This is a genomic window from Arthrobacter sp. QXT-31 (assembly GCF_001969265.1).
In the GTDB taxonomy this organism is placed as follows: domain Bacteria; phylum Actinomycetota; class Actinomycetes; order Actinomycetales; family Micrococcaceae; genus Arthrobacter.
The window spans coordinates 4,097,697-4,124,625 of sequence record NZ_CP019304.1 but is presented as its reverse complement, the minus strand read 5'-3'; the positions used below and the strand labels follow the sequence as shown (position 1 = coordinate 4,124,625).

Annotated in this window: 23 protein-coding genes; 9 read left to right on the top strand and 14 right to left on the bottom strand. The window is 68.3% G+C overall.

Translation table 11 applies throughout. The annotated features are described in order from the left end of the window. Positions 1 to 119: 119 nt before the first annotated feature. On the top strand, positions 120 to 1,280 hold the full coding sequence (locus BWQ92_RS18745) for an LLM class flavin-dependent oxidoreductase (RefSeq protein ID WP_076802105.1): 1,161 nt from the start codon (positions 120 to 122) through the stop codon (positions 1,278 to 1,280). A gap of 110 nt (positions 1,281 to 1,390) precedes the next feature. Then, positions 1,391 to 1,819 carry a MarR family winged helix-turn-helix transcriptional regulator gene (locus BWQ92_RS18740; protein WP_076803826.1) on the top strand — a complete coding sequence of 143 codons (429 nt, stop codon included), beginning with the start codon at positions 1,391 to 1,393 and terminating at the stop codon, positions 1,817 to 1,819. Positions 1,820 to 1,888: 69 nt separating this feature from the next. On the opposite strand, the gene BWQ92_RS18735 is transcribed toward BWQ92_RS18740, so the two are convergent. Next, positions 1,889 to 2,695 (bottom strand): transglutaminase-like domain-containing protein, encoded by an 807-nt coding sequence (locus BWQ92_RS18735; protein WP_076802102.1) that lies wholly within the window; start codon positions 2,693 to 2,695, stop codon positions 1,889 to 1,891. Positions 2,696 to 2,760: 65 nt separating this feature from the next. Further along, a complete protein-coding gene (locus BWQ92_RS18730) occupies positions 2,761 to 3,549 on the bottom strand; it encodes a hypothetical protein (protein WP_076802099.1) in 789 nt (262 codons plus the stop codon). Between the two features lie 132 nt (positions 3,550 to 3,681). Here BWQ92_RS18730 and BWQ92_RS18725 point away from each other — a divergent pair, with 132 nt between their 5' ends. Together BWQ92_RS18725 and BWQ92_RS18720 are read left to right on the top strand one after the other, a co-directional pair. Next, on the top strand, positions 3,682 to 4,344 hold the full coding sequence (locus tag BWQ92_RS18725; RefSeq protein ID WP_076803825.1) for a DUF1684 domain-containing protein: 663 nt from the start codon (positions 3,682 to 3,684) through the stop codon (positions 4,342 to 4,344). A 46-nt stretch (positions 4,345 to 4,390) separates the two neighbouring features. Then, positions 4,391 to 5,245 (top strand): fumarylacetoacetate hydrolase family protein, encoded by an 855-nt coding sequence (locus BWQ92_RS18720; protein WP_076802096.1) that lies wholly within the window; start codon positions 4,391 to 4,393, stop codon positions 5,243 to 5,245. Between the two features lie 8 nt (positions 5,246 to 5,253). Here BWQ92_RS18720 and BWQ92_RS18715 read toward each other — a convergent pair whose 3' ends face one another. The 5 genes from BWQ92_RS18715 to BWQ92_RS18695 are packed head-to-tail and all read right to left on the bottom strand — an operon-like array spanning position 5,254 to position 11,117. Beyond that, positions 5,254 to 6,417 (bottom strand): cysteine desulfurase family protein, encoded by a 1,164-nt coding sequence (locus BWQ92_RS18715; RefSeq protein ID WP_076802093.1) that lies wholly within the window; start codon positions 6,415 to 6,417, stop codon positions 5,254 to 5,256. A 7-nt stretch (positions 6,418 to 6,424) separates the two neighbouring features. After that, positions 6,425 to 7,297, bottom strand: a complete 873-nt coding sequence (gene nadC, locus BWQ92_RS18710) for a carboxylating nicotinate-nucleotide diphosphorylase (RefSeq protein ID WP_076802091.1) — start codon at positions 7,295 to 7,297, stop codon at positions 6,425 to 6,427. Then, a complete protein-coding gene (gene nadB / locus BWQ92_RS18705) occupies positions 7,290 to 9,089 on the bottom strand; it encodes an L-aspartate oxidase (protein WP_076802088.1) in 1,800 nt (599 codons plus the stop codon). The genes nadC and nadB overlap by 8 nt, the downstream gene beginning before the upstream one ends. Before the next feature lie 13 nt (positions 9,090 to 9,102). Next, positions 9,103 to 10,410, bottom strand: coding sequence for a quinolinate synthase NadA (gene nadA, locus BWQ92_RS18700; protein WP_076802085.1), 1,308 nt, complete (start codon positions 10,408 to 10,410; stop codon positions 9,103 to 9,105). After that, positions 10,407 to 11,117 carry an NUDIX hydrolase gene (locus BWQ92_RS18695; protein ID WP_076803824.1) on the bottom strand — a complete coding sequence of 237 codons (711 nt, stop codon included), beginning with the start codon at positions 11,115 to 11,117 and terminating at the stop codon, positions 10,407 to 10,409. Before BWQ92_RS18695 ends, nadA begins: the two co-directional genes overlap by 4 nt. A gap of 193 nt (positions 11,118 to 11,310) precedes the next feature. Here BWQ92_RS18695 and BWQ92_RS18690 point away from each other — a divergent pair, with 193 nt between their 5' ends. From BWQ92_RS18690 to BWQ92_RS18680, 3 genes are all read left to right on the top strand, one after another. Beyond that, entirely contained in the window at positions 11,311 to 12,693 is a 1,383-nt protein-coding gene (locus BWQ92_RS18690) for an amino acid permease (RefSeq protein WP_076802083.1), read from the top strand. Between the two features lie 120 nt (positions 12,694 to 12,813). Next, complete coding sequence (locus BWQ92_RS18685; RefSeq protein ID WP_076802080.1) at positions 12,814 to 13,641, top strand: alpha/beta fold hydrolase; 828 nt, start codon at positions 12,814 to 12,816, stop codon at positions 13,639 to 13,641. 83 nt (positions 13,642 to 13,724) lie between these two features. Continuing rightward, positions 13,725 to 14,378, top strand: coding sequence for a phosphoribosyltransferase (locus tag BWQ92_RS18680; protein ID WP_076802078.1), 654 nt, complete (start codon positions 13,725 to 13,727; stop codon positions 14,376 to 14,378). A gap of 14 nt (positions 14,379 to 14,392) precedes the next feature. Here the strand turns inward: BWQ92_RS18680 and BWQ92_RS18675 are convergent, their stop codons facing one another. The 3 genes from BWQ92_RS18675 to BWQ92_RS18665 form a co-directional block, all read right to left on the bottom strand. Continuing rightward, positions 14,393 to 15,724 carry an MFS transporter gene (locus BWQ92_RS18675; RefSeq protein ID WP_076802073.1) on the bottom strand — a complete coding sequence of 444 codons (1,332 nt, stop codon included), beginning with the start codon at positions 15,722 to 15,724 and terminating at the stop codon, positions 14,393 to 14,395. Between the two features lie 120 nt (positions 15,725 to 15,844). Continuing rightward, a complete protein-coding gene (hpaB, locus tag BWQ92_RS18670; protein ID WP_076802070.1) occupies positions 15,845 to 17,299 on the bottom strand; it encodes a 4-hydroxyphenylacetate 3-monooxygenase, oxygenase component in 1,455 nt (484 codons plus the stop codon). A gap of 55 nt (positions 17,300 to 17,354) precedes the next feature. Beyond that, positions 17,355 to 17,882 (bottom strand): flavin reductase family protein, encoded by a 528-nt coding sequence (locus BWQ92_RS18665; RefSeq protein WP_216640004.1) that lies wholly within the window; start codon positions 17,880 to 17,882, stop codon positions 17,355 to 17,357. Between the two features lie 134 nt (positions 17,883 to 18,016). Here BWQ92_RS18665 and BWQ92_RS18660 point away from each other — a divergent pair, with 134 nt between their 5' ends. Beyond that, positions 18,017 to 18,751: an IclR family transcriptional regulator gene (locus BWQ92_RS18660; RefSeq protein ID WP_076802065.1), complete on the top strand. Its 735-nt coding sequence runs from the start codon at positions 18,017 to 18,019 to the stop codon at positions 18,749 to 18,751. On the opposite strand, the gene BWQ92_RS18655 is transcribed toward BWQ92_RS18660, so the two are convergent. From BWQ92_RS18655 to BWQ92_RS18640, 4 genes are all read right to left on the bottom strand, one after another. Next, positions 18,677 to 20,167 (bottom strand): MFS transporter, encoded by a 1,491-nt coding sequence (locus BWQ92_RS18655; RefSeq protein ID WP_083706364.1) that lies wholly within the window; start codon positions 20,165 to 20,167, stop codon positions 18,677 to 18,679. The genes BWQ92_RS18660 and BWQ92_RS18655 overlap by 75 nt on opposite strands. 127 nt (positions 20,168 to 20,294) lie before the next feature. Then, on the bottom strand, positions 20,295 to 23,387 hold the full coding sequence (locus BWQ92_RS18650; RefSeq protein WP_076802061.1) for an AAA family ATPase: 3,093 nt from the start codon (positions 23,385 to 23,387) through the stop codon (positions 20,295 to 20,297). Further along, on the bottom strand, positions 23,384 to 24,565 hold the full coding sequence (locus BWQ92_RS18645; protein WP_076802056.1) for an exonuclease SbcCD subunit D: 1,182 nt from the start codon (positions 24,563 to 24,565) through the stop codon (positions 23,384 to 23,386). The genes BWQ92_RS18650 and BWQ92_RS18645 overlap by 4 nt, the downstream gene beginning before the upstream one ends. 61 nt (positions 24,566 to 24,626) lie before the next feature. Continuing rightward, positions 24,627 to 25,601 (bottom strand): MIP/aquaporin family protein, encoded by a 975-nt coding sequence (locus BWQ92_RS18640; RefSeq protein WP_083706363.1) that lies wholly within the window; start codon positions 25,599 to 25,601, stop codon positions 24,627 to 24,629. A 203-nt stretch (positions 25,602 to 25,804) separates the two neighbouring features. On the opposite strand from BWQ92_RS18640, the gene BWQ92_RS18635 reads away from it, so the two are divergent. Further along, positions 25,805 to 26,890 (top strand): ADP-ribosylglycohydrolase family protein, encoded by a 1,086-nt coding sequence (locus BWQ92_RS18635; protein WP_076802051.1) that lies wholly within the window; start codon positions 25,805 to 25,807, stop codon positions 26,888 to 26,890. Positions 26,891 to 26,929: the final 39 nt, after the last annotated feature.

Genomic DNA, 26,929 nt, shown 5'->3' with positions numbered 1-26,929 from the left:
TCGCGGGGACCGGGAATATCCTGGCGCCGGGGACGTTGAGGTGGGTACATGCAAATGCATGTAAATCGGGTACACTGGTAATGCAGGCCGGGACTACTTCGGCGAACGGAAGGCACATCATGCAGATCGGCGTATTCAGCGTCAGCGACATCACCCAGGACCCCACCACGGGCCGGACCCCCACGGAGCACGAGCGCATCAAGGCATCCGTGGCCATCGCCAAGAAGGTCGAAGAGATCGGCATGGATGTGTACGCCCTCGGCGAGCACCACAACCGGCCGTTCTTCTCCTCTTCCCCCACCACCACCCTCGCGTACATCGCCGCGCAGACCGAGCGCATCACGCTTTCCACGGCCACCACGCTGATCACCACCAACGATCCGGTCAAGATCGCCGAGGACTTCGCCATGCTGCAGCATCTGGCCGACGGCCGCGTTGACCTGGTGCTGGGCCGCGGCAACACCGCTCCGGTCTACCCCTGGTTCGGCAAGAACATCCAGGACGGGATCGAGCTGGCCATCGAGAACTACAGCCTCCTCCGCAAGCTGTGGGATGAGGACACCGTCAACTGGTCCGGAAAGTTCCGCACGCCGCTTCAGAACTTCACCTCCCCCCCCCGCCCGCTCGACGGCGTGGCCCCCTTTGTGTGGCACGGCTCCATCCGTACGCCGCAGATCGCGGAGGTGGCGGCGTACTACGGCGACGGGTTCTTCGCGAACAACATCTTCTGGCCCAAGGAGCACTACCAGCAGCTGATCGGCCTGTACCGCGAGCGCTACGAGCACTACGGCCACGGCAAGGCAGACCAGGCAATCGTGGGGCTCGGCGGGCAGTTCTTCATGCGGAAGAACTCGCAGGACGCTGTCCGGGAGTTCCGGCCGTACTTCGACAACGCCCCCGTCTACGGCCACGGCCCGTCGCTGGAGGACTTCACGTCGCAGACACCGCTCACCGTCGGCAGCCCGCAGGAGGTCATCGAGAAGACCCTCACCTTCCGCGAGTTCTTCGGCGACTACCAGCGCCAGCTGTTCCTGATCGACCACGCAGGCCTGCCGCTGAAGACCGTCCTGGAGCAGCTGGACCTGTTCGGCGAGGAAGTCCTGCCGGTCCTGCGCAAGGAGTACGCCGACCGCACGCCGGCGCACATCCCGGCCCCGCCCACGCACGCCGGACGCGTCGCGGCCCGGATTGCCGCCGAAGGGGCTGCCGGTGAGGACGCTGCCGCCGGAATCGGCCAGGACACCGCTGCCGCCACAGGCTCCCCCACGGAGTCACGGTGACACCGAGGAACACCCCGGCCACGTCCGGGGAGTCGAGGTCCGGGCGCTCGGCGCCCGGGCCGTCGGCGCCCGGGCCGTCGACGTCCGGGAAGTCGACGTCTGCAGTCCGGCTGGCCGCTGAAACCTGGGAGTCGCTGTTCCGGGCGCAGGTGGCCGTGATGCGCCGGCTACAGTCTGGGCCGGCCTTCCGGAACCTGGCAGTTAACGAGTACGACGTGCTGTTCACCCTGTCGCGGTGCCCGTCCGGCTGGCTTCGCCTGAATGAGCTGAACGACAATGTGCTGCTGAGCCAGTCCAGCCTGAGCAGGCTGGTGGACCGGCTGGAGAAGCGCGGCCTGCTGGAGCGCATGCCTGCCCCGGACGACGGCCGGGGCGTGCTGCTGCGGCTGACGGAGGAGGGTGCCGCGCTGCAGAAGGAAATCGGCCGGGAGCATGTGCGGGACATCGCCGAGCTCGTTGGCCCGGCGCTGACGGCGGCGGAGCAGCGGGAACTGCTGCGGCTCACGGAGAAGCTGCGCGCGTCGCTGCCACCCCGTTAGCGGGACGGCAGGAGATGCCCGACGGCGGGACGCCAGTCCCGCCGCAGCTTGCCTTCCGCCCTGCTGCAGTCAGCGGATCACTGCCAGCTTGTCCGGCTCCTCCGCCGGGAGTTCACCGTCCACGGTCGCGGACACCCGGATCTCTTTGAGGGACAGGCTTCCGCCCACGGTGGACAGGAACGCCGTGTCCGAGGAGTCGCGCCCGGCCGTGATGCGCAGCATGGCCTCCCGGGGCGCCAGGCCGGTGGGGTCAATCACGTGCCAGGCCCCGTTGACATGGGCCTCGGCGACGGCATGGAAATCCATCGGGGAAAGCCCCGGCGCGTAGACGGCCGCCAGCCGGGCGGGCACGTTCTTCGCCCGGAGCAGAGAGATCGCCAGGTGCGCGTAGTCCCGGCAGACGCCCCGCCGGTGCAGGAGGGTCTCCACGGCGCCGTCCGTTCCCCGGGAAGAACCGCTGACGTAGCGCAGCTCGCTGAACACCCAGTTGCGCACAGCCTGCAGGAGCTCCCCGCCCTGGAGTCCGCCGAACTCCGCATAGGACGTGGGAAGCAGCCGGTCGGACTCTGCATACCGGCTGGGCCGGACATACCTGATCAGTTCCATCAGTGTGGCCTCGGCGGGTTCCGCCCGGCCGCCGACAGTCGCCGAATAATCCACGGTGACTTCCGTGGGGTCCGCGAACTCCATGTAGTGGAACCTGCCGCCGTGATGGTCCGAAAGCTCAGTGAGCGGAACCTGTTTCCCGTCCGCCGTCACGCTGAGGTCCTCCTCAAAAGACGTGTAGCCGGCGTTCCTCGCCACGGCGATGGCCATGGCCACCTTGGTGTCAGCCACAGTCTTAAATACCAGGCGGGAAGCAACAGTTCGTTCCATGGGTCTCCGGGGTGTGAGGCGTCAGCCGCGGCTGCGGGCTGGGGTGTGCCGGAGGCGCAGCGGGACTAGTTCTTGATCTCCAGAGACATTAGCATCCGCTGGACGTTGGCGAATTCGGCGCCCTCGTTGACGTAGCCGGCGGCCTGGTCAAGGGTGTCGAAGGCTTTGGCGGGGGCCACCTTTTCATCCGGCGCGAACGCCTTCAGCGAGCGCACGTCGCTGAACGAGTAGTTCCCCTTGCCCGCCAGGCCCTGCACCACATTCTGCAGCTGGCAGGCCTTGGAATCGGCGCCGCCCACCATGTTGGTGATGCCGTAGGAGCCGAAGTACCGGTAGCCCTGGATCACCCTGAACACCACATGCGGGTCGATGGTCCCCTCCCCGCCGCTGTGTGGCAGCTCCACCGGGACACTGCTGACCACGACGTATGACTTGCGGGCAGAAGCCGGGCAGCTCGCTGCGGTGCTGCTGGGCAGACCTGTCTGCAGGGTGGCCAGGTACGTGCCTTCTGCGTCCTTGACTTCAATCTTCACGGCACCCGGAAGGGTTCCCTTGTCAGGTTCCACCGACTGGGCGATCCAGTCCTGCGGAAGCTCAAAGCTCACGGTCTTGGCGGGGTCGGTGAAGACCTTCCACGCCGCTGCCGTGGCACCGGCCGAGGCGGAGGCACCGGCGGATGCCGTTGGGGAGGGACCTGCGGAACCCGTGGCCGCACCGCTCGCCGGGCTGGTGCCCGGCTCCGCTGTCCAGGCGGGCGCACCTTTGCCGTCGCTGCTGCAGCCAGCCAGCAGCCCTGCCGTCAACAGCACGACGGCGGCGGTCGCCGTACGTCCAGAGGCCGTGATCCCTGTCATGGCTCCAGCCTAGCTGTATTGAACTGGGAGGCTGGGGACGCCGGGCCTGGCCGCAGGTTGCGGGCCAGCGTTTCGCCCTGTGCTCCGGCCCCCGCCCCAGCCCACGACTGGAATTGGCAATAGGCTGTGATCATGGCCGAACACGAACTGGATGCAGCGGAACAGACCCTGGCGGACATGTCCGCCGTCGACATTGCAGACTGGCGGCTGCGGACGTTTGCCCTCTATGACACGGTGCGCAAGATCGCCGCGGACAGTCCCGCTGAAGCCCACGCCTACTGGCGCCAGGAGCGTGACCGCATGTTCGGCACGCATCCGGCGTCGGCCCTGACCGCCGAGGCCAAGGCGTCCTTCTACGGTCTGAAGACGGCTGACTACGATCCCATCTACCGGTTCTACGTTCCCTTGACCAAGGAGGGCGCCGGACAGGAGATGAACGTCGAAACCGGAACGGACGGGCTGGTGAGGTTTGTCCGGCTGGGTACGTTCGACCTTCCCGAGATGGGGCAGCTGGCCGTGTGGAAGCTGTTGGGCTACGGCGGCGGGATCTTCGTCCCGTTCCGCGACGCCACGGCCGGACAGCCGGGCGGCAGCTACGGCGCCGGCCGCTACCTCCTGGACACCATCAAGGGGGCATTCCATGGCATCCGCGGTTCCGGGTCCGAGGCCCAGTACGTGCTTGACTTCAACTTCGCCTACAACCCCTCGTGCGCCTACAACGAGGCCTGGGCCTGCCCGCTCGCCGGCCCCGCCAACCGGCTTGCCGTGGAGATCCCCGTAGGCGAGCTGTACTGACGTCACGCAGTCCCCGGCTGCTCCACCGGGCACATACGATGGCTGAATGACCCCACCCGTCCCGCGCCGGATCGCCCGCGTCCGCCCCCTCGCCCCTGCACAGTCCCCGCATATTGCACAGTCCCAGCTTCCCGAACAGTTTTTCGTGGCCAACGACGCCAAGGATTTCGGGGGCACCGCGGGACGGACCTGGACCGTGGTGGAGTCGCCGTTCCCTGGCTCACGGGCCAACGCCGCCAGTAACCACCGGCAGGGATGGGAGCCCGGCGCCCAGGTCTCCGAGGACAGCTTCACCTTCCTGGCACCGAGCGTGCCTGCGAATGTCCTGGGCATGGCCCACAACACCGGGCAGGCCGGCCGGGACCTTCCGGCCCAGGCCTTCCACAAGGCGGCCACCAGCGTAATCGGACCCGGCGAGGCGATCGTACTGCCGGCCGGAATCGGCCTGGTGGAGCCGGAAGCGGAACTGGCCGTCGTCGTCGGCCGGACAGCGAAAAACCTGACCCTCGACAACGCCCGGACAGCGGTTCTGGGCTACACCATCGCCAACGACGTCACCGCCCGCAGGCTGCAAAGGACCGATGAGCTCTGGTTGAGCGCCAAGAGCCAGGACACCTTCACGCCGGCGGGGCCCTGGATCGTCACCGGGCTGGACCACGCGGACCTGCCGGTCGGCGTGGTGCACAACGGCACCGAACTGCCGGCGGCAAGCACCGCAGACCTGGGCTGGAAGGTGGACGAGATCCTCGTCTACCTGACGTCGTTCATGACCCTGCACCCCGGCGACCTGGTGCTCACCGGATTCCCGGCGGCCAGCGCCGGCATCCAGCCGGGCGACGCCGTCACGTGCCGGGTGGGCGGAATCGGCGAGCTCTCCAACCCCGTCACAGCCGCTAGCTGACCGGCAGCCTACCCCGGAATCAGGCCCAGGTTCCGGACGCTTCCGACGGCGGCCGTCACCGCCGCCGCGGCAGCCTCCAGGTCCGCCGCGGTCACCGAGGAATCAAAGCTGAAGCGGACGGCCGTCTGTGCCACCTCGGCCCCGATGCCCAGTGCCACCAGCACCGGGGACGGCGCATCCGAGCCCGCCGCGCACGCCGACCCGCTGGAGCAGACCACGCCCTGGCGTTCGAGTTCCAGCAGCACGGACTCCCCGCTGGTGCCCGGGAAGCAGAAGGATGCCACCGAGGGCAGCCGTTCGGTCGGGTGACCGGTCAGCAGTGCTCCGGGGACGCTATGCAGCACCTCTTTGATGAACTGGTCCCTCAAGCCAATGACGCGGCCCGCGAGCGCCGGCTGGTCGGCATGCGCCAGGGTGAGGGCGGTGGCCAGGGCCACGGCGCCCGCAACGTTCTCGGTGCCGGAGCGGCGGCTGCGTTCCTGGCCGCCGCCGTGCAGGAGGGGCTCCATGCGGGTCCGGCCGCGCACGAACAGGACGCCGTTGCCCTTGGGCGCCCCGAGCTTGTGCCCGGAGATGCTCAGCGCATCCACCCCGAGGGCCCTCACATCCAACGGCAGCCAGCCGGCGGCCTGGACGGCGTCGGTGTGGAACGGGATCCCCCGCCCCCTCGCCAGGGCCGCCAGTTCGGCCACCGGCTGGACCGTGCCCACCTCGTTGTTGGCGTACATGATGCTGACCAGCGCGGTTTCATCCCGCAGCACGGCGGCAAGCGCCTCCATTGTGACCCTTCCGTCCCCGTCAACCGGCACCACATCCACGGCGAAACCGTGGAAGCGCTCAAGGTACCGCGCGGACTCCTCCACGGCAGGATGCTCGACGGCGCTGATCGCCACCCGGTTCAGCGCCGGGTCCGCGGCCTGCCGCGCCAGGGCAATCCCCTTGAGGGCGAGGTTGTCCGCCTCCGTCCCTCCGGAGGTGAACGTAATCTCCCCCGGCCGGCAGCCCAGCACCCCGGCCACGGCCTTCCGGGCATCCGCGAGCGCCCGCGCGGCAGAGTCTCCGAGCGAATGGTGGCTTGAGGGGTTGCCGAATTCTCCGGTGAGGTAGGGCCACATGGCCTCCAGCACCTCCCGGCGGACGGGTGTTGTGGCTGCTGCGTCCAGGAAGATCATGGTGTGCTCACCCCACTGTCAGTTCGACGTCCAGGCCGAGGTCCAGTGCCGTGACGCTGTGCGTCAGGGCTCCGACGGAGATGACGTCCACGCCGGCGGCCGCGATATCGGCCACGGTGCGGAGGTTGACGTTGCCGCTGGCTTCCACCACGGCCCGGCCGGCGACCTGCCGGACCCCGGCGCGGAGTTCCTCGATGGTGAAGTTGTCCAGCATGATGGTGTCCACGCCGGCCGCCAGGACGGGTTCGATCTGCTCGGCGCTGTCCACCTCCACCTCGAAGTGTGTGGTGTGCCCCAGCTGCGCCTTCGCGCCGGCGAGGAGCTCGGTCAGCCGTGCGGGGTCTCCCCCGGTCATGACGGCGAGGTGGTTGTCCTTGGCCAGCACGGCGTCGGAAAGGCTGTAGCGGTGGTTGGCGCCGCCGCCGCACCGGACTGCGTACCGTTCCAGGACGCGCAGGCCCGGAGTGGTTTTGCGGGTGTCCGTGATGCGGGCCTTGGTGCCCGCGGCCAAGGCTACGAATTCCGCCGTCTTGGTAGCGATGGCGCTCATCCGCTGAGCCAGGTTCAGGCCGACCCGCTCGGCCAGCAGCACGCTGCGCGCCCGGCCGGTGACCCGTGCCAGCTTCGTTCCGGCAGCGAATGCCTCGCCGTCTGCCACGAGCAGCTCCACCTGCGTGTCCGGGTCAACCATCAGCATCGCGTCGCGGAACACGCTGCCTCCGCTGAAGACTCCCGGGACGCGGGCGTTAAGGACCGCGGTGGCCCGGGCCTCTGCCGGGATCAGCAGCTGCGAGGTGATGTCGCCGCTGGGCGCATCCTCTGCGAAGGCCCGCTCCAGGATCTCGCGGACGGGTGCTGCAGGGAGGGTCAGGCTAGTCATGGACAAGGCTCGCTTTCGGGCTCATTCTGAATGCTTCGTCTAGGGTGTCCGGAACTGCGGGTTCTGCCAGGCTGTCGTCCCGGTAATGCGCGCCGAGCGAGCCGGTTCGCTCCCGCGCCGCGTGGACCAGCAGCTGCGCGGCGAGCAGCAGGTTGGCGTCCTCATGGGCCCGCGGGTCCGCGCTCAGCGGCGCGACTTCCGGGCACACGTCTTCAAACCACCCGGCAAGCGTGGTTCCGGCCTCCCGCAGCAAGTCGCCGCTGCGCAACACCCCGGCCTTGGCAGTCATCAACCGCCGCAGGCTCTCGCGGGAAAACTCCCCGGACGCGGCATCTCCCAATCTCTCCTCGGGGTAGGGCGCAGCGCTTCCGTCGTCCACCGCGAAGTCGCGGGACAGTGCTACGGAAGCGTGCGTCAAAGGGAGGCCGCTCGCGGCCGTGGGCCCACGCGATCCGGGTTCCCTGGCCGAGCTTGCTAGGTTAGGGCGATCGTGGGGACGCGGAGTAGTGCTGTCCTGCGACGGCTCACGCTGTTCGCCAAGGAACGCCTCAACAGCCCGCCGGCCGAAGACGAGTCCTTCAAGCAAGGAGTTGCTGGCGAGCCGGTTGGCGCCCTGGACTCCGGTGCACGCAACCTCGCCGGCGGCATAGAGGCCGGGGACGGTGGTGCGGCCGTGCAGGTCGGTGGAGACGCCGCCCATCCAGTAGTGCGCAGCCGGCGCGACGGGCACCAGCTCCCGGGTCCAGTCGATGCCGGCTTCGCGGGTGCGCTGCGTGAGGGTCGGGAAGCGCTTGGCCAGGAAGCCTGCTCCACGTGCTTCCTCGAGATCCCGGGCGTCGAGGTAGACGTGGCCGTTGGGGTCGCCCAGCGCGGCCAGGTGCAGGGCGATGCTGCGCGAAACCACATCGCGCGGGGCGAGTTCACCGTCCGGGTGGTACCCGTGCAGGAAGCGGCGGCCGTGCGCGTCAACGAGGATGGCACCCTCGCCGCGGACGGCCTCGGAGATCAACAGCGGGTCCAGTCCGTGTTCAGCCCCTGCTCCCCCATCCAGCCTAACCAGGCACGTGGGGTGGAACTGGAAGAACTCGAGGTCCGCGACAGCGGCGCCGGCCCGCCAGGCGAGGGCCAGTCCGTCGGCGGTGGCAACGGACGGGTTCGTGGTCTGCGCGAACAGCTGTCCTGCCCCGCCGGTGGCCAGCAGCACGGCGTCGGCCTGGAGGCTGCCTGCCCTTCCATCCTGCAGGAACTCAACACCGGTGACCCGCCGGCCCTGCTGCAGGAGGGCGGTGACCGTGGCGTGGCCCAGCAGCCGGATCCTGCCTGTGGCCTGCGCGGCGAGCACGGCGCAGATCAGGGCGTTGGCGATCCCGGCGCCGGTGGCGTCGCCGCCGGCGTGCAGGATCCGCGGCGCCGAGTGGGCGGCCTCCAGGCCCAAGGCCGGGTCGCCGTCGTCGTCAAGGTCGAAGCGGACGCCGAAGCGTCCGAGCCCGGCGATGTCCCGGCGCGCCTCGGTGCAGAGAATGCGGACGGCCGCGGGGTTGCAGTGCCCGGCACCGGCCTTCAGCGTGTCGGCGATGTGGGCGGCCACGGTGTCGCCGGGTGACGGCTCATCGAGGACGGCGGAAATGCCGCCCTGCGCGAAGTACGTGTTGCTCTCCGCGGGCGCGCCCTTGGTCAGCAGCACCACGTCGGCGCCGGCCTCCGCCGCGAGCAGGGCGGCGTAGAGGCCGGCGATGCCGCTGCCGACGACGGCGAGCCGCCGGCGGCCGGTCGTTCCGTTATCGCTGGTCATTGCGGGCTCCCTATCAGGGCTTGGCGGCGAGCATGCGCTCAAGTGCCGTCCTGGCATCCTGCTGCACGTCGTCGTCCACGGTGATGCGGTTGACCACGCGGCCGGCGACCAGCTCTTCGAGGACCCAGGCCAGGTAGCCCGGGTGGATCCGATACATGGTGCTGCAGGGGCAGATCACCGGGTCCAGGCAGAAGATGGTGTGCTGCGGGTACTGGGCCGCCAGCCGGTTCACCATGTTGATCTCGGTACCAATCGCGAAGACCGTGGGCTCGGTGGCTGCCGCGATGGCCTTCTGGATGAAGTCCGTGGAGCCGGCGGAGTCGGCTGCGTCCACCACTTCCATGGGGCATTCGGGGTGCACAATCACGTTGACGCCGGGGAAGTCGGCGCGGGCCTTCTCGATCTGGGCAACGCTGAAGCGCTTGTGGACCGAGCAGAATCCGTGCCAGAGGATGACGCGGGCGTCCAGCAGTGCCTGTTCCTCGTTGCCGCCAAGTTCCTTGCGCGGGTTCCACATGGGCATCTGCTCGAGCGGGACACCCAGGGCCTTGGCCGTGTTCCGGCCGAGGTGCTGGTCCGGGAAGAAGAGGACGCGCTGGCCGCGCTGGAAGGCCCACTCCAGGACCGTCTTGGCGTTGGAGGAGGTGCAGACGATGCCGCCGTTCCGGCCGCAGAAGGCTTTCAGCGCCGCCGAGGAGTTCATGTAGGTGACAGGGATGACCGGAACACGGCCTTCGGCGTCGGGCTCGGTGCCGAAGATCTCCTCAAGCTGTTCCCAGCAGTCCTCCACGGAATCGGCGTCGGCCATGTCCGCCATCGAGCATCCGGCGGCGAGGTTGGGCAGGATGACAGCCTGCTCCGGCTTGGAAAGGGTGTCAGCGGTTTCGGCCATGAAGTGCACCCCGCAGAAGACGATCGCCTCGGCGTCGGGCCGGGTCAGGGCGGCATTGGCCAGCTGGAAGGAGTCACCCACAAAGTCGGCGTACTGGACAACCTCGTCGCGCTGGTAGAAGTGGCCCAGGATGACGGCACGGTCGCCCAGTGCCGCCTTGGCAGCCCGGATCCGGGTGTCCAGCTCGGCTTCGCTGGCCAGCTTGTACTCCTCGGGAAGCTGCCCCTGGCGCGGCGTGGAGGCGGGCGCGACGTCGGCGCTGGAAGCCCCGGGACCGTACGCAGGAACACCGGCGAGGGCTTCCGCGAGGTCGTATTCCCAGGGGCCCTGGGCAAGAGCTGAATTGCATGTGCCGCCGGCGCCGGCTGCACTGGCCTTCTCGGCCTGTTCACGTGTGATCAGCTGGATGGCAGTGTTGACGCTGCTCATGGGTTGCTCCTGTTATCTGGGTCGAGGCCGGGGCGGCCGGTAAATCGGTAAAGACGCGGGGGACGGTGCTTGCCGCCCTGGAGGTATTCACCGGTTTCTTCGATTTCCGGCGTCGACTTGATCTGCCGTCGGAAGTTGGCGGGGTCCAGTTGCGTGTCCAGCACGGCTTCATAGACCTCGCGGACCTGGGCGAGGGTGAAGTACTCGCCCAGGAAGTGGTAGGCGATGGAGCCGTAGGCCAGCTTGTTGCGCAGGCGCCAGAGGGCATAGTCCACAATCGCGTTGTGGTCGAAGGCCAGGTTGCCGAGCTTGTCGGCGCGGAACCACCGGACGTTCTCGGATTCGTCCGCCAGGGCAGCTTCCGTGGGCTGGACCAGCGCCCAGTAGACGATTGACACCACCCGCTGGGTGGGTGAGCGGTGCAGACCGCCGAAGGCGTAGAGCTGTTCGAGGTAACTGGGTGCCAGCCCCGTGGTTTCCCGCAGGTTCCGTGAGGCGGCGTCCTGCAGCGACTCGGAGTGCGTCAGCGGGCCGCCGGGCAGGGCCCACAGGCCTTTGAACGGTTCCCGGATGCGGCGGACCAGCGGCAGCCAGAGCGTTGGCCGGCCGGAGGACTCGCTGGGGCGGAGGGCGAAAATCACCGTGGAGATAGCCAGCGACGGCGGCGCGGACTGCCGCTCGGCCACGTTGGCTGAGGTGGTGTACACGGTAATCACCCGCTTCGCTGCGATCGCCGGCACTTCGGCCGGCTCGGAATTAGTTATGGTCAAAATGACCTGAACTGATTCTACGGCGGCTTGCCCGCGATGCAAAATGTTGCGGACTTTGCGGCCGGAAGTTGGGTGTAAATTCGAAAGGTCCCAAAAGGACCATTTCCCCAACCCCAAGAAGGTACGCAGCATGACGATGAAGTCCACAGCAGAGCGACCCGCGGTACAGCTCCGCCACAGCATGAAGCCCCGCCAGCTCACCATGATGGGCCTGGGCAGCGCCATTGGCGCCGGGCTCTTCCTGGGCTCCGGGGCCGGCGTCCAGGCGGCCGGTCCCGCGGTCCTGGTCTCCTATCTGGTGGCCGGCACGCTCATCATCCTGGTCATGTGGGCGCTCGGCGAAATGGCGGCAGCGAACCCCAACAGCGGCGCTTTCTCCGTTTACGCCGAACGCGCCATGGGCAAGACCGCCGGGGCAACGGTGGGCTGGCTCTGGTGGCTGCAGCTGGTGGTGGTCATCGCCGCCGAAGCGCTCGGCGCTGCAGGGCTGCTCTTTTCTGTCTGGCCCGTGATTCCGGTGTGGGCGCTCTCCCTGGTCTTCATGGTGGTGTTCACCGGCATCAACCTGGCCGGGGTGAAGAACTTCGGCGAGTTCGAGTTCTGGTTTGCCATCCTCAAGGTGGCCGCCATTGTCCTGTTCCTCGCCATCGGCGCCGCCCTGCTCCTGGGACTCCTGCCGGACGTGGCATCCCCGGGGCTGGCCAACATCACCGGCGACTTTGCTCCGGCAGGCCTGGGCGGCATCGCCACCGCCCTGTTCGTGGTGATATTCGCCTTCGGCGGCACGGAGATCGTCAGCGTCGCGGCAGCGGAGACCGAAGACCCTGAGCACAGCGTCACCAAAGCGATCCGCACAGTTGTGTGGCGGATCCTCGTCTTCTACATCGGCTCGGTCTTCGTGATCGCGGCCGTCCTTCCGGCCACCTCGGAGGCACTGTCCTCGCCGTTTGCCGGCGTCCTGGACTCCGCCCGCATCCCCGGTGCCGCCACGGCAATTACCCTGGTGGCCGTCGTCGCGCTCCTGTCTGCCCTGAACGCCAACCTGTACGGCGCGTCCCGCATGGTGTTCTCGCTCGCGGAGCGCGGCGAGGCTCCCGGTTTCCTGTCCCGGCTCAGCGGTGCAGGAGTGCCCATGATCGCCGTCGGCGTCTCGGTCGCCTTTGGATTCATCGCCACAGTCCTGGAACTGCTCTTCCCCGAACGCATCCTGCCCGCCCTGTTCCAGCTCGTCGGGTCCACGTGCCTGGTGGTCTGGGGTTCGGCGCTGGTGGCCCAGCTGATCCTGCGCCGGCGCGCCGACCGCGACGGTACTGCCCTGCCGTTGCGGATGAAGGGCTTCCCCGGGCTCACGGTGTTCGGCCTGGTGCTGCTTGGGCTGGTGTTCGCGGTGGGTTTCAGCGCCGAGAGCAGCCGCATCCAGCTGGTCAGCACCCTCCTGCTGATCGCCGGCATCGCCGCCGCCTGCTGGGCAGGGGCCCGGATCGCTGCAAGCCGGCGCGCCCGGCGCCGCTAGCCGTGGATTTGCCCGGTCCGCCGGCAGGTAGAGTGGTGCCCATCCACGGCGGACCGGCAAAGAAGCAGCGCTGGCGAGCCCTGTACTGACAAGGATTGAGACTTGACGAGGACTGAGGCGATGAGCGGCAGACACACCGGCGAACAGCACTCCCACACGGTCGAGGGCACCGACCCGCAGCTATACGTCGAAGTGCACGAACCCCGGAACGACGCCGGGCTCCGCCCCATCCTCCTCATTCACGGCTTCTCCGCGTCGAGCAAGCTGAACTGGGAGGATACGGGCTGGATCCCGGCACTGCTGGAGGCCGGCCGCCGGGTCATCGCCGTCGATCTTCCCGGCCATGGCCGGAGCGGTGCGCCCGAGGACATGGACTCCTACTCGCCCAGCCGGATCCGGGCAGACCTCCTGCAAATCGCGTTCGACGCCGGAGCGCGGCCCCTGCGCGAGGATGACCCCGCCAGCGGGCTGGACGTGATCGGCTATTCCCTCGGTTCCCGGCTCGCCTGGGAGTTCGGCGCCACCCAGCCGGAGCTGGTGCACCGGCTGGTCTTGGGCGGACCGAACATGGCTGACCCGCTGGCGGCCTTCGACCTGATTGCTGCCCAACGCTACCTGGCGGACGGCACGCCCATTGCCGACGCGTCCACGGCCGGGCTCCTCAGCATGGCGCAGGCGCTGCCGACCAACAACATCTTCGCCCTGCTGTCCCTGGTGGAGGCCATCAAGGGAGAGCCGTACGATCCCGCCGAGGCCGTGCCGCACATGCCCGTGCTGCTGGTGGCCGGCGAGAACGATGAGCGCGCCGCGTCCATGCCGCAGCTGGCCGAACTGGCACGGAACGCCGGCTCTTCGGCCGAGCAGCTGGTGCTGCCCGGACGCACGCACACCAATGCCATCACCAGCCGCGCCTTCAAGCAGGCGGCCATCTCGTTCCTCGGCAGTTAGGGAAGCCGCAGGAATATGCCGGCTCCCGCCGGAGCTGACGGGCGTAGGCTGGATCCTGGGGGGAGACACCGGAAGAGGAACCCATGGGCATGGTTTTTGAAGGCCGGGAAGACGCCGGACGGCAGCTGGCGGCCGCCCTGCCGCAATTCCGCGAGCGCCCTGACACGGTGGTGCTGGGCCTGGCCCGGGGCGGCATCCCCGTGGCCGTCGCCGCCGCTGACGTCCTGCACCTGCCGTTCGGCGCCCTGCTGGTCCGCAAGCTGGGCATCCCCGGGCATGATGAGACCGCATACGGCGCGCTGGCCTACTCGGGCGGCAGGATCGTCCGGCTGCTCAACAGGCCTCTCGTCGAGCGGATTCTTGGCGACGGCGTGCGGCAGGAGTGGCTTGACCAGGTGGAGGACCGGGAACGGACCGAACTGATGCGCCGCGCTGACAGCTATCCGGCGGTGCACCCCGATATCCACGGCAAGACGGTCCTGCTCGTGGACGACGGACTGGCGACGGGAGCCACCATGCGGGCAGCGGTCGAGGCTGTCCGGATGGCAGGCGCGGCAACCGTGGTGGCTGCCGCGCCCGTCGGTTCGATCGAGGCGGAGAAGTCATTGTCGCGGGTCTGCACTGTCCTTTGCCTCCACCTGCCGGGAAGATTCCGGGCCGTGGGAGCTTTTTACCGGCACTTTGAGCAGCTGAGCGACGAGGACGCCATTGCCCTGTTGCAGGGCGCCCGCATTTAGTGCCGACTGACCATTTAGTGCCGGCTGACGCCGAGCGGGCGGCCCCGCGTCTCCTTCGCCAGCAGCACACCAACGGCCGAGATGACGCACAGGATCATGATGTAGATGCCGATGGAGCCGGCCCACCCGGTGCTCTGCAGCAGCGACTCGGCGATCGTGGCGGCGAACGCGCCGCCCAAAATGGCGCCGAAGGCGTAGCCGATCGAGATGCCCGAGTACCGGACGTTGGCCGGGAACATCTCCGCGTACATGGCTGACATGGGGCCGTACGACAGGCCGAGGCCCACCGTCAGGACGAACAGGGCAATGCCGTACAGCCAGATGTTTTTCGTGTCGATGAGGGCAAACATCGGAATCATCCAGGCGAAGACGATTGCGTAACCGGTCAGGAAGGTCTTGACCCGGCCGATCCGGTCCGACAGCCAGCCGCCCACGAGGGTGAAGATCAGCCAGCCGAACGAGGCCAGCGTGGTGGCGAGCAGCACCGGCGGGGCCGGCATCTTCAGGATGCGGGTGGCGTAGGAGATGAAGAAGGCGATGAGGAGGTAGCCTGCCGCGTTGTTGGCGATGAAGATCAGGGTGGAGTGCAGCACGGCCTTCTTGTGGTGGCGGATGAGCTCGCCGAGCGGCGCCTTGCTTTCAGCCTTGCGCGCGGCCATTTCCTTGAAGACGGGGCTTTCGCCGACTGCGCGGCGGATGATGTAGCCCACCACGATCAGGATGATGGAGAGCAGGAACGGAACGCGCCAGCCCCACGCGGCGAAGTCTTCCCGCGACATTCCGGAGTTCAGGAAGAACAGCAGCCCGGTGGCCAGGATCATGCCGACGGGAACGCCGATCTGCGGATAGGCACCGAACAGCCCCCTCTTGTGCAGCGGCGCGTGCTCTACAGCCATGAGGGCGGCGCCGCCCCACTCGCCGCCTGCGGAGAAGCCCTGCAGGACACGGAGGAGGATCAGCAGGATTGGAGCCCAGGCGCCGATCTGGGCGTAGGTGGGCAGCATGCCGATGAGCGCAGTTGCGGCACCCATCATGATGAGGGTGAACACGAGCATTGCCTTGCGGCCGAGGCGGTCCCCCAGGTGTCCGGCGATGATGGCGCCGAGCGGCCGGAACAGGAAGCTGATGCCGATCAGGGCGAAGGAGAGGATCTGCGCCAGGCCGGGGTTGGATGCATTCAGCGGGGCCAGGAACAGCGGGGACAGCAGCGTTGCCGTGAGCTGGGCGAAGATGAAGAAGTCGTACCACTCGATGGTGGTGCCCACCAGCGTGCCGGCAAGGACTTTGCGTTCCTCGCGCTTGCTGCTGGGGCCTGCCTCTGAATCTACGGGTGAAGTTGCGGTCATTGAAACTCCGTGGCTGGGGGGCAGTGCTACTGCCGCAGGTGATGAATGGCCGTCCGATTTACTGATCGAACGGTCAGTTAGTGTCAAAGGATACTACGGAAATGTGATGTGGCGCACCCCTCAGTCAGCCCTGTGCAGGAACTCGCGCAGGCGCGCCCTGGCCGGTTCACGGTCATAGGTGTTGACCAGCGCCCCCGCCATCCGGACCGGATCCCCGAAGAAGAAGTATTCATAGAGGGACTGCCGGCCGGAGAAACCGGAGATTGAGGCGTCGAACGCCAGCTTGAACAGCCGGACCCGCTCAGGCCCGGTCAGCGTCTTCCCCTGCAGGTAGAGGTCGATGTCCGCCCGGGCCTCGCCGTTGACGTCCGCTTCACCGGGCAGGGCCATCAGCCCCGACGCCGAGAACTTCCGAATGATCTGCGGGAAACGCTGCGCCACCTTCGGATACCAGTTGCGGGCAGCGTTGAGCGTGGTCCACTTTGGCAGCATCATGCCGGCCTCGTTGGGTGCGGCGTCCGCCTCCGAGGCGCGCACCAGCGCCTTGCCGATTTCGACGTCTATGATCAGTTCGGCGATGTCCTCCTGGATGTGCTGGAACCCGTCGATGCCGATCGAATCGGCGAGTTCGGAGGCCAGGCCAAGGAAGAACTCACTCTTGGCGATGGTCCGGGTGACAACCTGGTGGGTCATGAGGGCACCGGCGCCGGTTTCCGCGTAGAACGAGTTGCACAGCTGCGGGTTGCCGAGCATGAAGATGCGGTCGCCTGGCACGAAGACGTCATCAAAGACGGCCACGGCGTCCATTTCCTCATAGCGGGATGCCAGTGGTTCGTCGTGGACGCTTCCGCCGTTGTACAGGGAGGTGCGGCACAGGTACCGGAGCCCGGGCGCGTCATTGGGAATGGCGAACGCAAAGGAATACGGGGCGTCCTCCGGCGTGCCGCGCAGCACCGTTGAGGGAAAAACCAGCAGCTCATCGGCGATGGGCGCGATCGTGGCGAGCATGCGGGCGCCGCGGACCACAATGCCGCCGTCGCGCTCCTCCACAACGTGCGCCGTGAGCTGGCCGCCCAGCTGCTCTGAACCGGAGACGGACCTGTTCACCTGCGGCGGGATCAGCGTATGGGTTGCCAGCAGGTCGTTTTCACGGGCCCACTCATAGTAGTTGCTGATATTTTCGGCAAACTTGGGATCGGCCTGCGAGAACCACTTCCCGGCCGTGCCAAGGGCAGTGAGCGCGGAGTTCATGTAGTCGCCGGTGCGGCCGAGGAATCCGTTGGTCGCCTCGGCCCACGTGGAGGTCGCCCGGCGCCGGTGCTGCAGGTCCTCGATGATCCGGGGCACCAGGAAGGACGCATTGACAAGGTCCCCCGTGGTCGGCGAGGTGTAGGTCAGCGCGCCCTGGTACCGCTGGTCGTGCTGCATGTCGAACAGCTTCGCGTACTGCCGGGCAACGTTGCGGAAGGCAGGATGTTCGGCGACCTTCCCGCTGACCACCTCACCGTCGATCGCGATGTGCGGGCTCATCGCGTTGAGTTTGTCCAGGTACTGCTGGCCGGTCCTGATGCCCATTGCTGCCTCCAGTCGTCGTCGAACTGTCAATTTGGTGGTGGTGAAGGAATGGCGCCTACAGCAGGTCTTCTATCCCCAGCTGGCTCTCCGGGATGGTAATGAAGGCACTGTTGGCAAACGCGAGCGCATCGCCGCTCCGGTGGTCGAAATCCACCACCTCGCCGAGATAGAGGGTGTGGTCGCCGCCGTCGTACGCCGCCCAGGGCCGGCACTCAAAGTAGGCAAGCACGCCGGCGAGCCGGGGAGCCGCAGCCCCTTCCACCCATCGTGGTTCCGGGCCCGGACGTCCCGCAAAATGCATGGCCAGCTGGCGCTGCTCGGCTCCGAGGATGTTGACGGTGAAGGGCCTGCCGGCCAGCTCGTCGTGGGCTTTGGCGGTGCGGGCGATGCTGGCCAGGACCAGGGGCGGGTCCATGGAGACGGCGGTGAAGGAGTTGACGGTAATCCCGTGGCGCTTGGTGACGCCGTCGAACGTGACAATGGCGACTCCCGTGGCAAACCTGCCCAGGCTGCCCCGGAACCGGTGGGCGCGGGGAACTGAAGTTCTGCCCGGAACGTCGGGGCCAGCTGTTGGATTGGCCATCATCATGAACTGTTCTATAGTTGACTTGTTCGATAGTTGAACAGGCAATTCCTATATGGAACCGTAGCCCAAGGTGACGTGCTGCACAAGCCCTTGTGGCTGGCCGCCCCGCCTACATGCCTAGGATGGACAGCATGACTCCCAACGCCGGTGCCGCAGCGCAGGTTGCGCCCGCCCAGGCTTCCCCCTCCCAGACCCTCTCCCGAGGCATCCGTGCACTGGAAATCCTGGCCGAAGCTGACCGCCCGCTGACCATCGCCGAACTGGCCGAGGCCATGGGTGTGCACCGGTCGGTGGCCTACCGGATCCTGCGGACCCTCGAGGACCATTCCCTGCTGGTCCGCGACGACGCCGGGCGCGTCCAGCCCGGCCCCGGCCTCGCGGTGCTGGCGCGTGGCGTCTCGCGGAACCTCCAGACCGCAGCCCTTCCGGAACTGACCCAGCTGGCCAACAGTCTCAACATGACGGCCTTCGTGGCGGTATGGGACCACCAGGACTGCGTGACGCTCGTGACGGTGGAGCCCCGGCATTCGGCCGCGACGGTGGTGCAGCACCCGGGGTCCCGTCATCCGATCAGTTCCGGCGCGCCCGGCATCGCCATCCAGTCCGCGCTGACGGAGCAGGAGTGGAACCAGCTCGCTCCCGCCGTGCCGTACCGCCCCGAGGCTGCCGAGGCCCGGAAGCGCGGTTATGCCGCGAGCCATGACGAAGTCATCGCCGGGGTTTCCTCACTGGCCGCCCCCGTCCGGGTTCCCGGCGGGCGCCCGGCCGCCGTCGCCGTCGTCTATATCCGGTCAGCGCAGGACCCGGAAGCGGTGGCCGCTGCCCTGACCGCCAGCGCGGCCAGGATCGAAAGTCAGCTCGCCTGAGCCCCGCTGCCTGGAACGGACGACGACGGCGGCCGCCACCCCGAGGGCGAACAGCGCCGCCGCGGCGGCAGCCGTGACCAGGAAGGCGGCGCCGTGGCCGGCGTCCTGGGCCAGCTGGCCTCCGATGGATGAGCCAAGCGCCGTGCCGGCGACGATGCCGCTGGCGAGCGCCGTCATCACCGTCGCTAGCCGGCCCGCCGGTGCCACCATCCCGCCAATTGCAAAGACCGTGACCATGACCGGGCCCACCGGCAGGCCCAGTGCGAGCAGAACCAGCACCATGCCCCAGCCGTCTGTTGGCAGGAACAGCAGCCCCGACAGCGCGGCCATGGCTGCGGCTCCGGCCACCCAGCGGGCAGCCACCGGGAAGCCGGCCGGCCAGTAGGCCACCGAGATGGCGGCCGCGGCCGAGCTGATCCCCATGACCGCGTACAGGAGCCCGGCCGCCTCCGACGTCGCGAATCCGGCGGAAAAGGCGCTCAAAGCTGCCTGCGTCGAACCGAAGAAAGTGCCCATGCAGACCATGGCCAGGACAGGAAGCGCCACCGGGCCCAACCCGGCGAGGCGGCTGCCTGCCCGGGTACTGGGCGCCTTGCCGCGGGTAATGGCCTTTTCCCGGCGCGGGACTGCCGTGTGGGTCGGGTGGACGGCGAAGGCCGGAACGAGCGTGAGCGTCAGCGCTGCGGCCAGGGCCAGCGGGAGCCACGGAGCCACAAGGCTGGCCAGGACGCCCACGAGGGCCGGACCAAGCACGAAGGTCAGTTCGTCGGCCGTGCTCTCATAGGACAAGGCGACGTCGAGGTCAGTGCTGTCCCCTGCGCGCCGGCTGTCAGCCGTAAGCGCCATCCACCGGACGCGGGCCAGCGGGCCGACCTGGGGGGAGCTGACTCCTGCCAGGAACGCGGCCGTGATGACGCCCCAGGCGGCGCCGACCTCGTGCACGCCCGGAATCACATACGCGGTGGCGATGACGGCAAGCACGGCCACGACATTCAGGACAGCGGCGGCCAGCAGCACGGGGCGCTGGCTGAACCGGTCGGCCAACCAGCCGAGGACCGGCGCACCTGCGGCCGAGCCGATACCGACGGCGCCGGCCGCAGCTCCGCCCACGGCATAGGAGCCGGTGACCGAGGTGGCAAGGGTGAGGGTTCCCAGCGTCAGCATCGCGAGGGGCAGGCGCGCGAACAGGCCCAGGGGCAGGAATCCCCTGCCGGCCAGGGCCGGCAGGCGGGCGAAGCGGCCGCCGAATTTTGCGGCCGGCGTGCCGGTTTCAGGTAAGTCCGTGCCGGGAGATTCAGGGCTGGCAGGGACGGTGCCTGCTACGTCGATGCCGCCAGGGTCGGTGCCGACGGTGCCGGCTGGTGGCGTGGAGGGGCCAGGGTTGGCGTGTGATTGGGACGCCGTTGGAGTGTGCATGTATCCGGGCTCGTTCAGTCGTGCGCATCGTCCCTCCTCCCGATGCGCCGAACCCGGTAACAGTCCCATGGTACCGGACCGGTGAAGCCGCCCGGCAGCGGCTTCACCGGTTCAGGCCGTCACCGGTTCAGACCGTCACGAGCGCATCGACAACGTGGACAGTCGAGCCGTTGCGCTGCTTCACCACCTGGAGCTGGCTGCCGATGCGCTGCTTCATCTCCCCCACATGGCTCACGAGGCCCACCACGCGGCCGCCGTCACGGAGGCCCTCCAACGCATCCATGACCTGCTCCAGTGCCTGCTCATCGAGGCTCCCAAAGCCCTCGTCGACGAACAGTGTTTCAATATCGACCCCGCCCGCCTCCTGCTGCACCACGTCCGCAAGGCCGAGGGCGAGCGACAGCGAGGCCATGAAGGATTCCCCGCCGGAGAGTGTCGACGTGTCGCGGCGGCGCCCGGTCCATTCGTCCACGACTTCCAGCCCCAGCCCGGACTTGGCGTTCCGGGCTGCCCTCGCATCCGAGTGCTGGAGTGTGTAGCGGCCGTCACTCATGGCAACCAGCCTTTCCGATGCAGCAATGGCAACCTGCTCCAGCCGCGCGGCCAGGACGTACGCGTTCAGGCTCATGCGGTAACTGTTGTCGCCGGCACCACGGGCCGCTTCGGCCAGGCCCTTCAGCACTTCGGCGCGTTCCCTTGGTTCCCGGCCGGATTCGGCTAGCTCCCCGTACTCGGCGCGCAGGCGCCCGAGCGTCCTGGCGGCCTGCTTGGCCAGGCCCGCCACCAGTGCAACGTCCTTTGCGGCCTGCTCGGCCCGCTCCGCCTCGGCGCGCAGCGCATCCAGGTCCGCCGCGGTGGCCGCAGAGCCGGCTGCCTGCTCCTTGACTGCCAGGACGAGCTCCTCGCTGGCGAACAGTTCCTCGAGCCGCACCTCCTCATCCCGCCCGGCCTGCACGGCCGACTCCAGCCGGGCAGCTTCCGGCGCGGGCAGGAGGGCCTGGCGAGCCTCGGCAGCCGAGGCAAATCCGGCCTCGGGAAGGGCGCGGTCGAGCTCCGTCCGCGCCTCGGCCACGCGGGCCGCTGCCTGCTCCAGCTGTGACTGGGCAGCATCAGCCTGTTCCAGAATGCCAACAACCTGGCCGATGGCTTCGCTGCGGAGAACGAGGCTCGCGTGGCCGGCACGGAGCGCTTCGAGCGACGATTCCAGCGCGGCGGACTGCCCCTCGATTTCGGCCAGGGCGGACTCCGTCTGCGCCAGCTGTGACAACGTATCCACACGCAGGTGCTCCGCGGAGTCGATGCGTTCGGCCAGCTCCTCCTGCCGGCTCCTGCTGGTTGCCAGTTCCGTTACGGCGGCTGCTGCTTCGGCAGCGGCTGCCCGGGCGGCCTTGGCTGCCTCGGCCGCTTCGGCGGGATCGGCGTCGCCGCCCTGTCCGGCGAGAACGGCTACCAGCTGCCTGGCCTCGGAAAGTTCGGCTTGCAGTGCAGACAGTGTCCTCTCGGCTGCCTCGCTGATCTCCTTGGCGCGTTCCTCCCTGTCGGCCAGCCCCAGGACGGAGTCCCCCGCAGGCACCGGCGCCGGATGCTCAGCGCTGCCGCAGACGGGACAGGGCGCGCCGTTTTCCAGGCGGGAAGCCAATTCGGCCGCCGCATTGGACAGCCGTTCCTCGCGGACGTCCAGCCACTGCCGGCGCAGTTCCTGGTGGTGTTCCCTGGCCCTGAGGTGCCGTTCGGTCACGGCAGCACATCCGGCCGCCGCAATGCCGTAGCGTCTGACAACGTCCACCAGCTCATCCGCGGTGGCGGCCTCCTTGGTGCGAAGGACGGATTCCCCTGCCAGCTGTTCCAGCGGCTGCAGGGTGGTACGCAGGGTCTCCATCTCAGTACGGAGGGAAAGCAGCCGGGCGGCATGGTCGTCGCCGGCCCGGGTGAGTTGCTGCCGCTGCTGGATGAGCCCGGCTGCGCGCTGGTGCAGGCCGCCCAGCCGGTCCTCATCGGCAAGGCGCTCCCCAATCACGGCCGCCAGCGAACGCAGGCGCGACAGCTCCGCGGCCACGTCAACGGAAACGTGTTCTGCGACAGCACTGCGCCCTGCGAAGCCGCTTCCTGCAGCAGCGCGTTCTGCGGGGCCGTTTTCCGTCCCCGCCAATTCGACGCTGGACCTGGCTGCCTCCCGCACGCTGGCGGCGGCGAGGTCCGCGGCTTCCTCTGCGCGGGCGAACATCGCCTCGGCGCTGGCTACGGACTTCAGCTGCCCGCCGAGAAGTTCTGCCTTCCGGTGCAGTGCCAGGGCGGCCCCTGCGCTTTCGAGTTCGGGCGCGGCGGCCTCTGCGTCCGCCCTCCGCCTCAGGGCGGCAGCAAGCTTCAGGCGCCTGCCCTCCCTGGCCAGCTCCACTTCGAGCTGGTCCGCGCAGCCGCGCCGCTGCTCCTCGCACGATTCTGCGTCCCGGGCAAGCACCGAGGCACGTTCCTTGGCCGCAGTCTCCAGCCAGGACAGGAGTTCCGGATCGCCAGCAAATTCCGGTGCTGCATCGAAGTCGACTTCGAGAGCAGTGGCCTCCGCCCGGGCCCTCGCCACGAGCAGGCCCAGCCTGTCCTCGAGATCCCCTACTTCCTTGACGGCACCCGTGGCCTGGACCGCCAGCTCCCGCTCCACTGCCTCAAACCGTTCCGTGCCAAAGAGTTTCTGCAGCAGCTCGAGGCGGTCCGAAGCCTTGGACCGGAGGAATGCAGCGAAGTCTCCCTGGGGGAGCATGACCACGCGGGTGAACTGTTCCCGGTCCATGCCGAGGAGCGCGGTGATTTCCGCCCCCGCTTCGTCGTTCCGGCCGGATTTTTCCACCCAGGCACCGGCGACCCGTTCGCGGAGGAGCGTCTTGGCCTGTTGTGTGGTGAACCCGTTCCGTCCGCGGGCGCTCGGCTTGTCCCAGGCCGGTGACCGGGAGACTTCGTACCGCCTTCCCCGGGCGGTGAATTCACAGGTCACGCGCGGTTCTGCAGCCGCGTCCGCATGGTCGCTGCGAAGTCGCTTGCCGTCCTGCCGTGCTCCGGGAACGGACCCGTAGAGCGCATAGCAGATGGCATCCAGCACGCTGGTCTTGCCTGCGCCGGTGGGCCCATTCAGCAGGAACAGCCCGTGGGCGCTCAGCTGGTCGAAATCAATTTCCTCTGTTCCGGCAAACGGCCCGAACGCCGAGATCTCCAGACGGTGGATCCTCACAGTGATGCCTCCTGCAGACGCACATTCTCCAAAGCTTCGGTGAGAGCGGCCCGTTCTGCCGCTTCAGGCTCCCGGCCGCGGACGTGTTCGAGGAATCCGCAGCACACGGCGAGATCGTCCTCGGCCTTGGCCAGCCGGCTGCTGTAGCTCGCCGACGATGCCGCGGTGGCCCCTTCCGGCTCGAAGCCGAGGACAAGCGTGTCCGGGAACCTGGCCCGCAGGCGCTCCATGGCCTGGGCCGGCCGCTGGGCGTCGGTCAGGGTCACCTGGCAGTAGGCGTCCTCGGCCCAGGCATGCTCCGGCGACTCCAGCAGTTCGTCGAGCGTTCCCCGGAGGACGGCAAGCTGCCGGGGTGCGTCCCAGAGGATCTCCTCCACAGCGGTGACACCGGACCCGTCAATGTCCACGAGCCAGCCGCCCTTGAGGTGCTTCGCCTCTGAGAAGGAGTACGCCAGGGGCGATCCCGAATAGCGCACCTCCGGGGAGAGGGACTGCCGGCCGTGCAGATGGCCCAGCGCGGTGTAGCTGAAGCCGTCGAAAAGGTCCAGCGGCACAGCGCCGACGCCTCCAATGCTCAGGTCGCGTTCGCTGTCCGAGCTGATGCCGCCGCTGGCGAAGGTGTGTGCCAGCACCACGGAATGAACGGTCCGGGACGAGCTGCGTGCGGCGACATCGGCCCTGATGCGTTGGGTGGCGGCACGGGTGACCTCGAAGTGGCTGGCGGTGTCCGCGCCAAGCTGCTCGGCAACAAGGCGTGGTTCGAGCCAGGGGATCCCGTAGATCGCCAGCACGGGGCCATCCGAGTCCGCCCCGGCCCCGCCGAGCGGCAGGGTCACGGGGACATCCAGCTCCTGGAGGCGGGTGCGCAGATGGACGCCGCCCTTCTCCAGCAGACGGGACGCGAATCCTAGCCGAATGGCGGAGTCGTGGTTTCCGCTGGTCAGCACCACCTGCGCGCCCGCTCCGGTCAGCCGGACCAGGGCGTCGTCCAGCAGGTTGACGACATCGACGCCGGGCAGCGCGCGGTCGTAGACGTCGCCGGCAATCAGCACGACGTCGACGGACAGTTCACTGACCCGGGCAACCAGCTGGTCGATGAAGGATCGCTGGGCGTCCAGCATGCCGACGCCATGGAAGGACCGGCCCAGGTGCCAGTCGGAAGTGTGCAATAACCGCATATTCATAAGCTAAGCGCGGGCACCGACAATATTGCCGACCCCGCGCTTCGGCGCGTCAGGACTACTGGCTGCGCGGGCCGTCGAAGAAGTCGCGCGCCTCGTCGCGGCCTGCCTCCGGCGCTCCGGCCGGGCGTTCAGCGCTGGCGGTGCGACCATTTGCGGTCTGTGTTTCCGCGGCACCCGGCTCTTCGTCTGAGTCGTCGGAGTCGTCGTCGAACTCATCCTCGGCATCCGGTGCGGCTCCGGCGTGCTCGGTGTCTGCCGCGGCACTCCGGGCGCCGGCGTCAGCGAACCCGCGGAAAACAAGGCTGGCAATACCGGCACCGACGATCGGGGCTACCCAGAACAGCCACAGCTGTTCCAGTGCCCAGCTGCTGCTGAAGAGGGCCGACGCGGTGGCCCGTGCCGGGTTGAAGGGCGCGTTGCCAAGGGCCTGGCCCAGCTGCAGCAGCACCGCAAAGGCCAGCCCGACGGCGAAGGGGGCTGCGGCCGCGTGGATGTTGCGGCGGGCCGTCGTGCCGAGGAACACGGCAACCAGGAGCGCTGCTCCCAGCACTTCGGCGAGGAGGACGCCTGCCATCGACGTCTGGATCACGGAATGCTCACCGAAGCCGGCGGTGACAGTGTCAAACGCCGTCCGGGCGTCGGGAATGTTGGGCACAGTGCGGAGAATCCCGAACAGCGCAAGCGCGCCGGCTGCCGCACCGATCAGCTGCGCGCCGATGTACGCCGCGGCGGCAGCGATGCCGATCCTGCCCACCACGAGGTTGCCCACTGTGATGGCCGGGTTGAAGTGCCCGCCCGAGATGTAAGCGAAGGCCAGCATCGCCGCCGTCACGGCGAGGCCTCCGGCGAGGGCGGCGGGCAGCGGGTTGGACTGCGGAAGGGTAAAGAGCGGCACGCCCAGCCCGGCGACCACCAGGAACAGCGTGCCGAACGCCTCCGCTCCGAGCCGGGACAGAAGCCCGGGCCGGAACCCGTTGTCACCGGCGGATGGCCGGCCGTCGGTCGGTGGGACGGACACAGGGGTGCTCATGGTGAAATCCTTATGTTTTGGTCAGCGGGGAACGTCGCTCGCCTGGGGAGACGGCCCCAGCAGTCTGGCAGCAAAGTCTGGACGGTTCCTGAACCCGAGCTTATCGTCCGGTCTGCGGACCCCCGGCATTCAGAGTTCGAGATCACAGCAGCGTGCAAATCATCGGGACGGGAGAGCTCCGGCGGGCAGGTAAATTTGCCTGCATGAGCATTGCTTCCGGCACCGTTGTGTCCCCCGAGTCCCGCATCCATGGCTGCCTGCTCGGCGGCGCCCTGGGCGACTCGCTCGGCTACGCCGTCGAGTTCGACCCGATAGAGGAGATCCGGCGCCGTTTCGGCGCTGCCGGCCTCCGGGATTTTGCGGCGCTCGACGGCGGGACGCACTTTTCGGACGACACGCAGATGACGCTGTACACGGTGGACGGGATCGTCGAGGCCCTGGAGTGGGCCAATTCGGGTGTAGGTGCGGACGCCAACGCCTGCGTGTGGCTTGCGTACCTGCGCTGGCTAGACACGCAGGGCGTTTCCGTTCCCGAATCCGCACCGCGGCCGCAGCCCCGCTGGATTGACGGCCAGGAGGTGCTGCGGCACCGGCGGGCGCCCGGCAATGCCTGCCTGAGCGGGCTGGCCACCGGCGAAATGGGAACGGCCGCCCGCCCGGTCAACCCCGAGTCGAAGGGCTGCGGAACCGTAATGCGCTCCGCCCCTTTCGGCCTGGTGCCGCATATCCCGGCAGACTCCGTCTACAAGTTGAGCGCCGACGCCGCCTCGCTCACCCACGGGCATCCCTCCGCCCGGCAGAGCGCGGGCGCTTTTAGCCTGCTCATCCATTTCCTGGTGCAGGGCAGCAGCCTGGCCCAGGCAGCGGAGGCTGCACTCGCCCGGGTGCTGGCCGATGACGAAGCGGCGCCCGAACTCCGCGAGCGGCTGGAAGCAGCCATAGGCCTCGCCGGCGAGGCCGCGTCCGGCACAATCCTGAGCCCGGAGGACCTGGTCCGTGAACTGGGTGAAGGGTGGGTCGCAGAGGAGGCCCTCGCCGTCGGACTTTATGCGGTGCTGGCAACGGTCCAGCAGGGAGCCGCGACCGCTCCGGTGGACCATTTCAAGGCCGCCATCGCCCTGGCAATCAACCACAGCGGCGACAGCGATTCCACTGGGTCCATCGCGGGCAACATCCTGGGCGCGTACTACGGCACCGACTGCCTGCCTGCAGACTGGCTGGAGGCGCTGGAGGCCCCCGAAGTCATCCGCGGCATGGCCAGTCAGCTGGTTGCGGTCACATCTGCCTAAGCAGAATGTTGCTGCAGGTCCCCGCAGCCCCTGCCTGCA

Coding starts and splice junctions, on each gene's coding strand:
- BWQ92_RS18745 (WP_076802105.1), top strand. CDS start 120: ATGCAGATCGGCGTATTCAGCGTCAGCGACATCACCCAGGACCCCACC.
- BWQ92_RS18735 (WP_076802102.1), bottom strand. CDS start 2,695: ATGGAACGAACTGTTGCTTCCCGCCTGGTATTTAAGACTGTGGCTGAC.
- BWQ92_RS18730 (WP_076802099.1), bottom strand. CDS start 3,549: ATGACAGGGATCACGGCCTCTGGACGTACGGCGACCGCCGCCGTCGTG.
- BWQ92_RS18725 (WP_076803825.1), top strand. CDS start 3,682: ATGGCCGAACACGAACTGGATGCAGCGGAACAGACCCTGGCGGACATG.
- BWQ92_RS18720 (WP_076802096.1), top strand. CDS start 4,391: ATGACCCCACCCGTCCCGCGCCGGATCGCCCGCGTCCGCCCCCTCGCC.
- BWQ92_RS18715 (WP_076802093.1), bottom strand. CDS start 6,417: ATGATCTTCCTGGACGCAGCAGCCACAACACCCGTCCGCCGGGAGGTG.
- nadC (WP_076802091.1), bottom strand. CDS start 7,297: ATGACTAGCCTGACCCTCCCTGCAGCACCCGTCCGCGAGATCCTGGAG.
- nadB (WP_076802088.1), bottom strand. CDS start 9,089: ATGACCAGCGATAACGGAACGACCGGCCGCCGGCGGCTCGCCGTCGTC.
- nadA (WP_076802085.1), bottom strand. CDS start 10,410: ATGAGCAGCGTCAACACTGCCATCCAGCTGATCACACGTGAACAGGCC.
- BWQ92_RS18690 (WP_076802083.1), top strand. CDS start 11,311: ATGACGATGAAGTCCACAGCAGAGCGACCCGCGGTACAGCTCCGCCAC.
- BWQ92_RS18685 (WP_076802080.1), top strand. CDS start 12,814: ATGAGCGGCAGACACACCGGCGAACAGCACTCCCACACGGTCGAGGGC.
- BWQ92_RS18680 (WP_076802078.1), top strand. CDS start 13,725: ATGGGCATGGTTTTTGAAGGCCGGGAAGACGCCGGACGGCAGCTGGCG.
- BWQ92_RS18675 (WP_076802073.1), bottom strand. CDS start 15,724: ATGACCGCAACTTCACCCGTAGATTCAGAGGCAGGCCCCAGCAGCAAG.
- hpaB (WP_076802070.1), bottom strand. CDS start 17,299: ATGGGCATCAGGACCGGCCAGCAGTACCTGGACAAACTCAACGCGATG.
- BWQ92_RS18665 (WP_216640004.1), bottom strand. CDS start 17,882: ATGGCCAATCCAACAGCTGGCCCCGACGTTCCGGGCAGAACTTCAGTT.
- BWQ92_RS18660 (WP_076802065.1), top strand. CDS start 18,017: ATGACTCCCAACGCCGGTGCCGCAGCGCAGGTTGCGCCCGCCCAGGCT.
- BWQ92_RS18655 (WP_083706364.1), bottom strand. CDS start 20,167: ATGCACACTCCAACGGCGTCCCAATCACACGCCAACCCTGGCCCCTCC.
- BWQ92_RS18645 (WP_076802056.1), bottom strand. CDS start 24,565: ATGCGGTTATTGCACACTTCCGACTGGCACCTGGGCCGGTCCTTCCAT.
- BWQ92_RS18640 (WP_083706363.1), bottom strand. CDS start 25,601: ATGAGCACCCCTGTGTCCGTCCCACCGACCGACGGCCGGCCATCCGCC.
- BWQ92_RS18635 (WP_076802051.1), top strand. CDS start 25,805: ATGAGCATTGCTTCCGGCACCGTTGTGTCCCCCGAGTCCCGCATCCAT.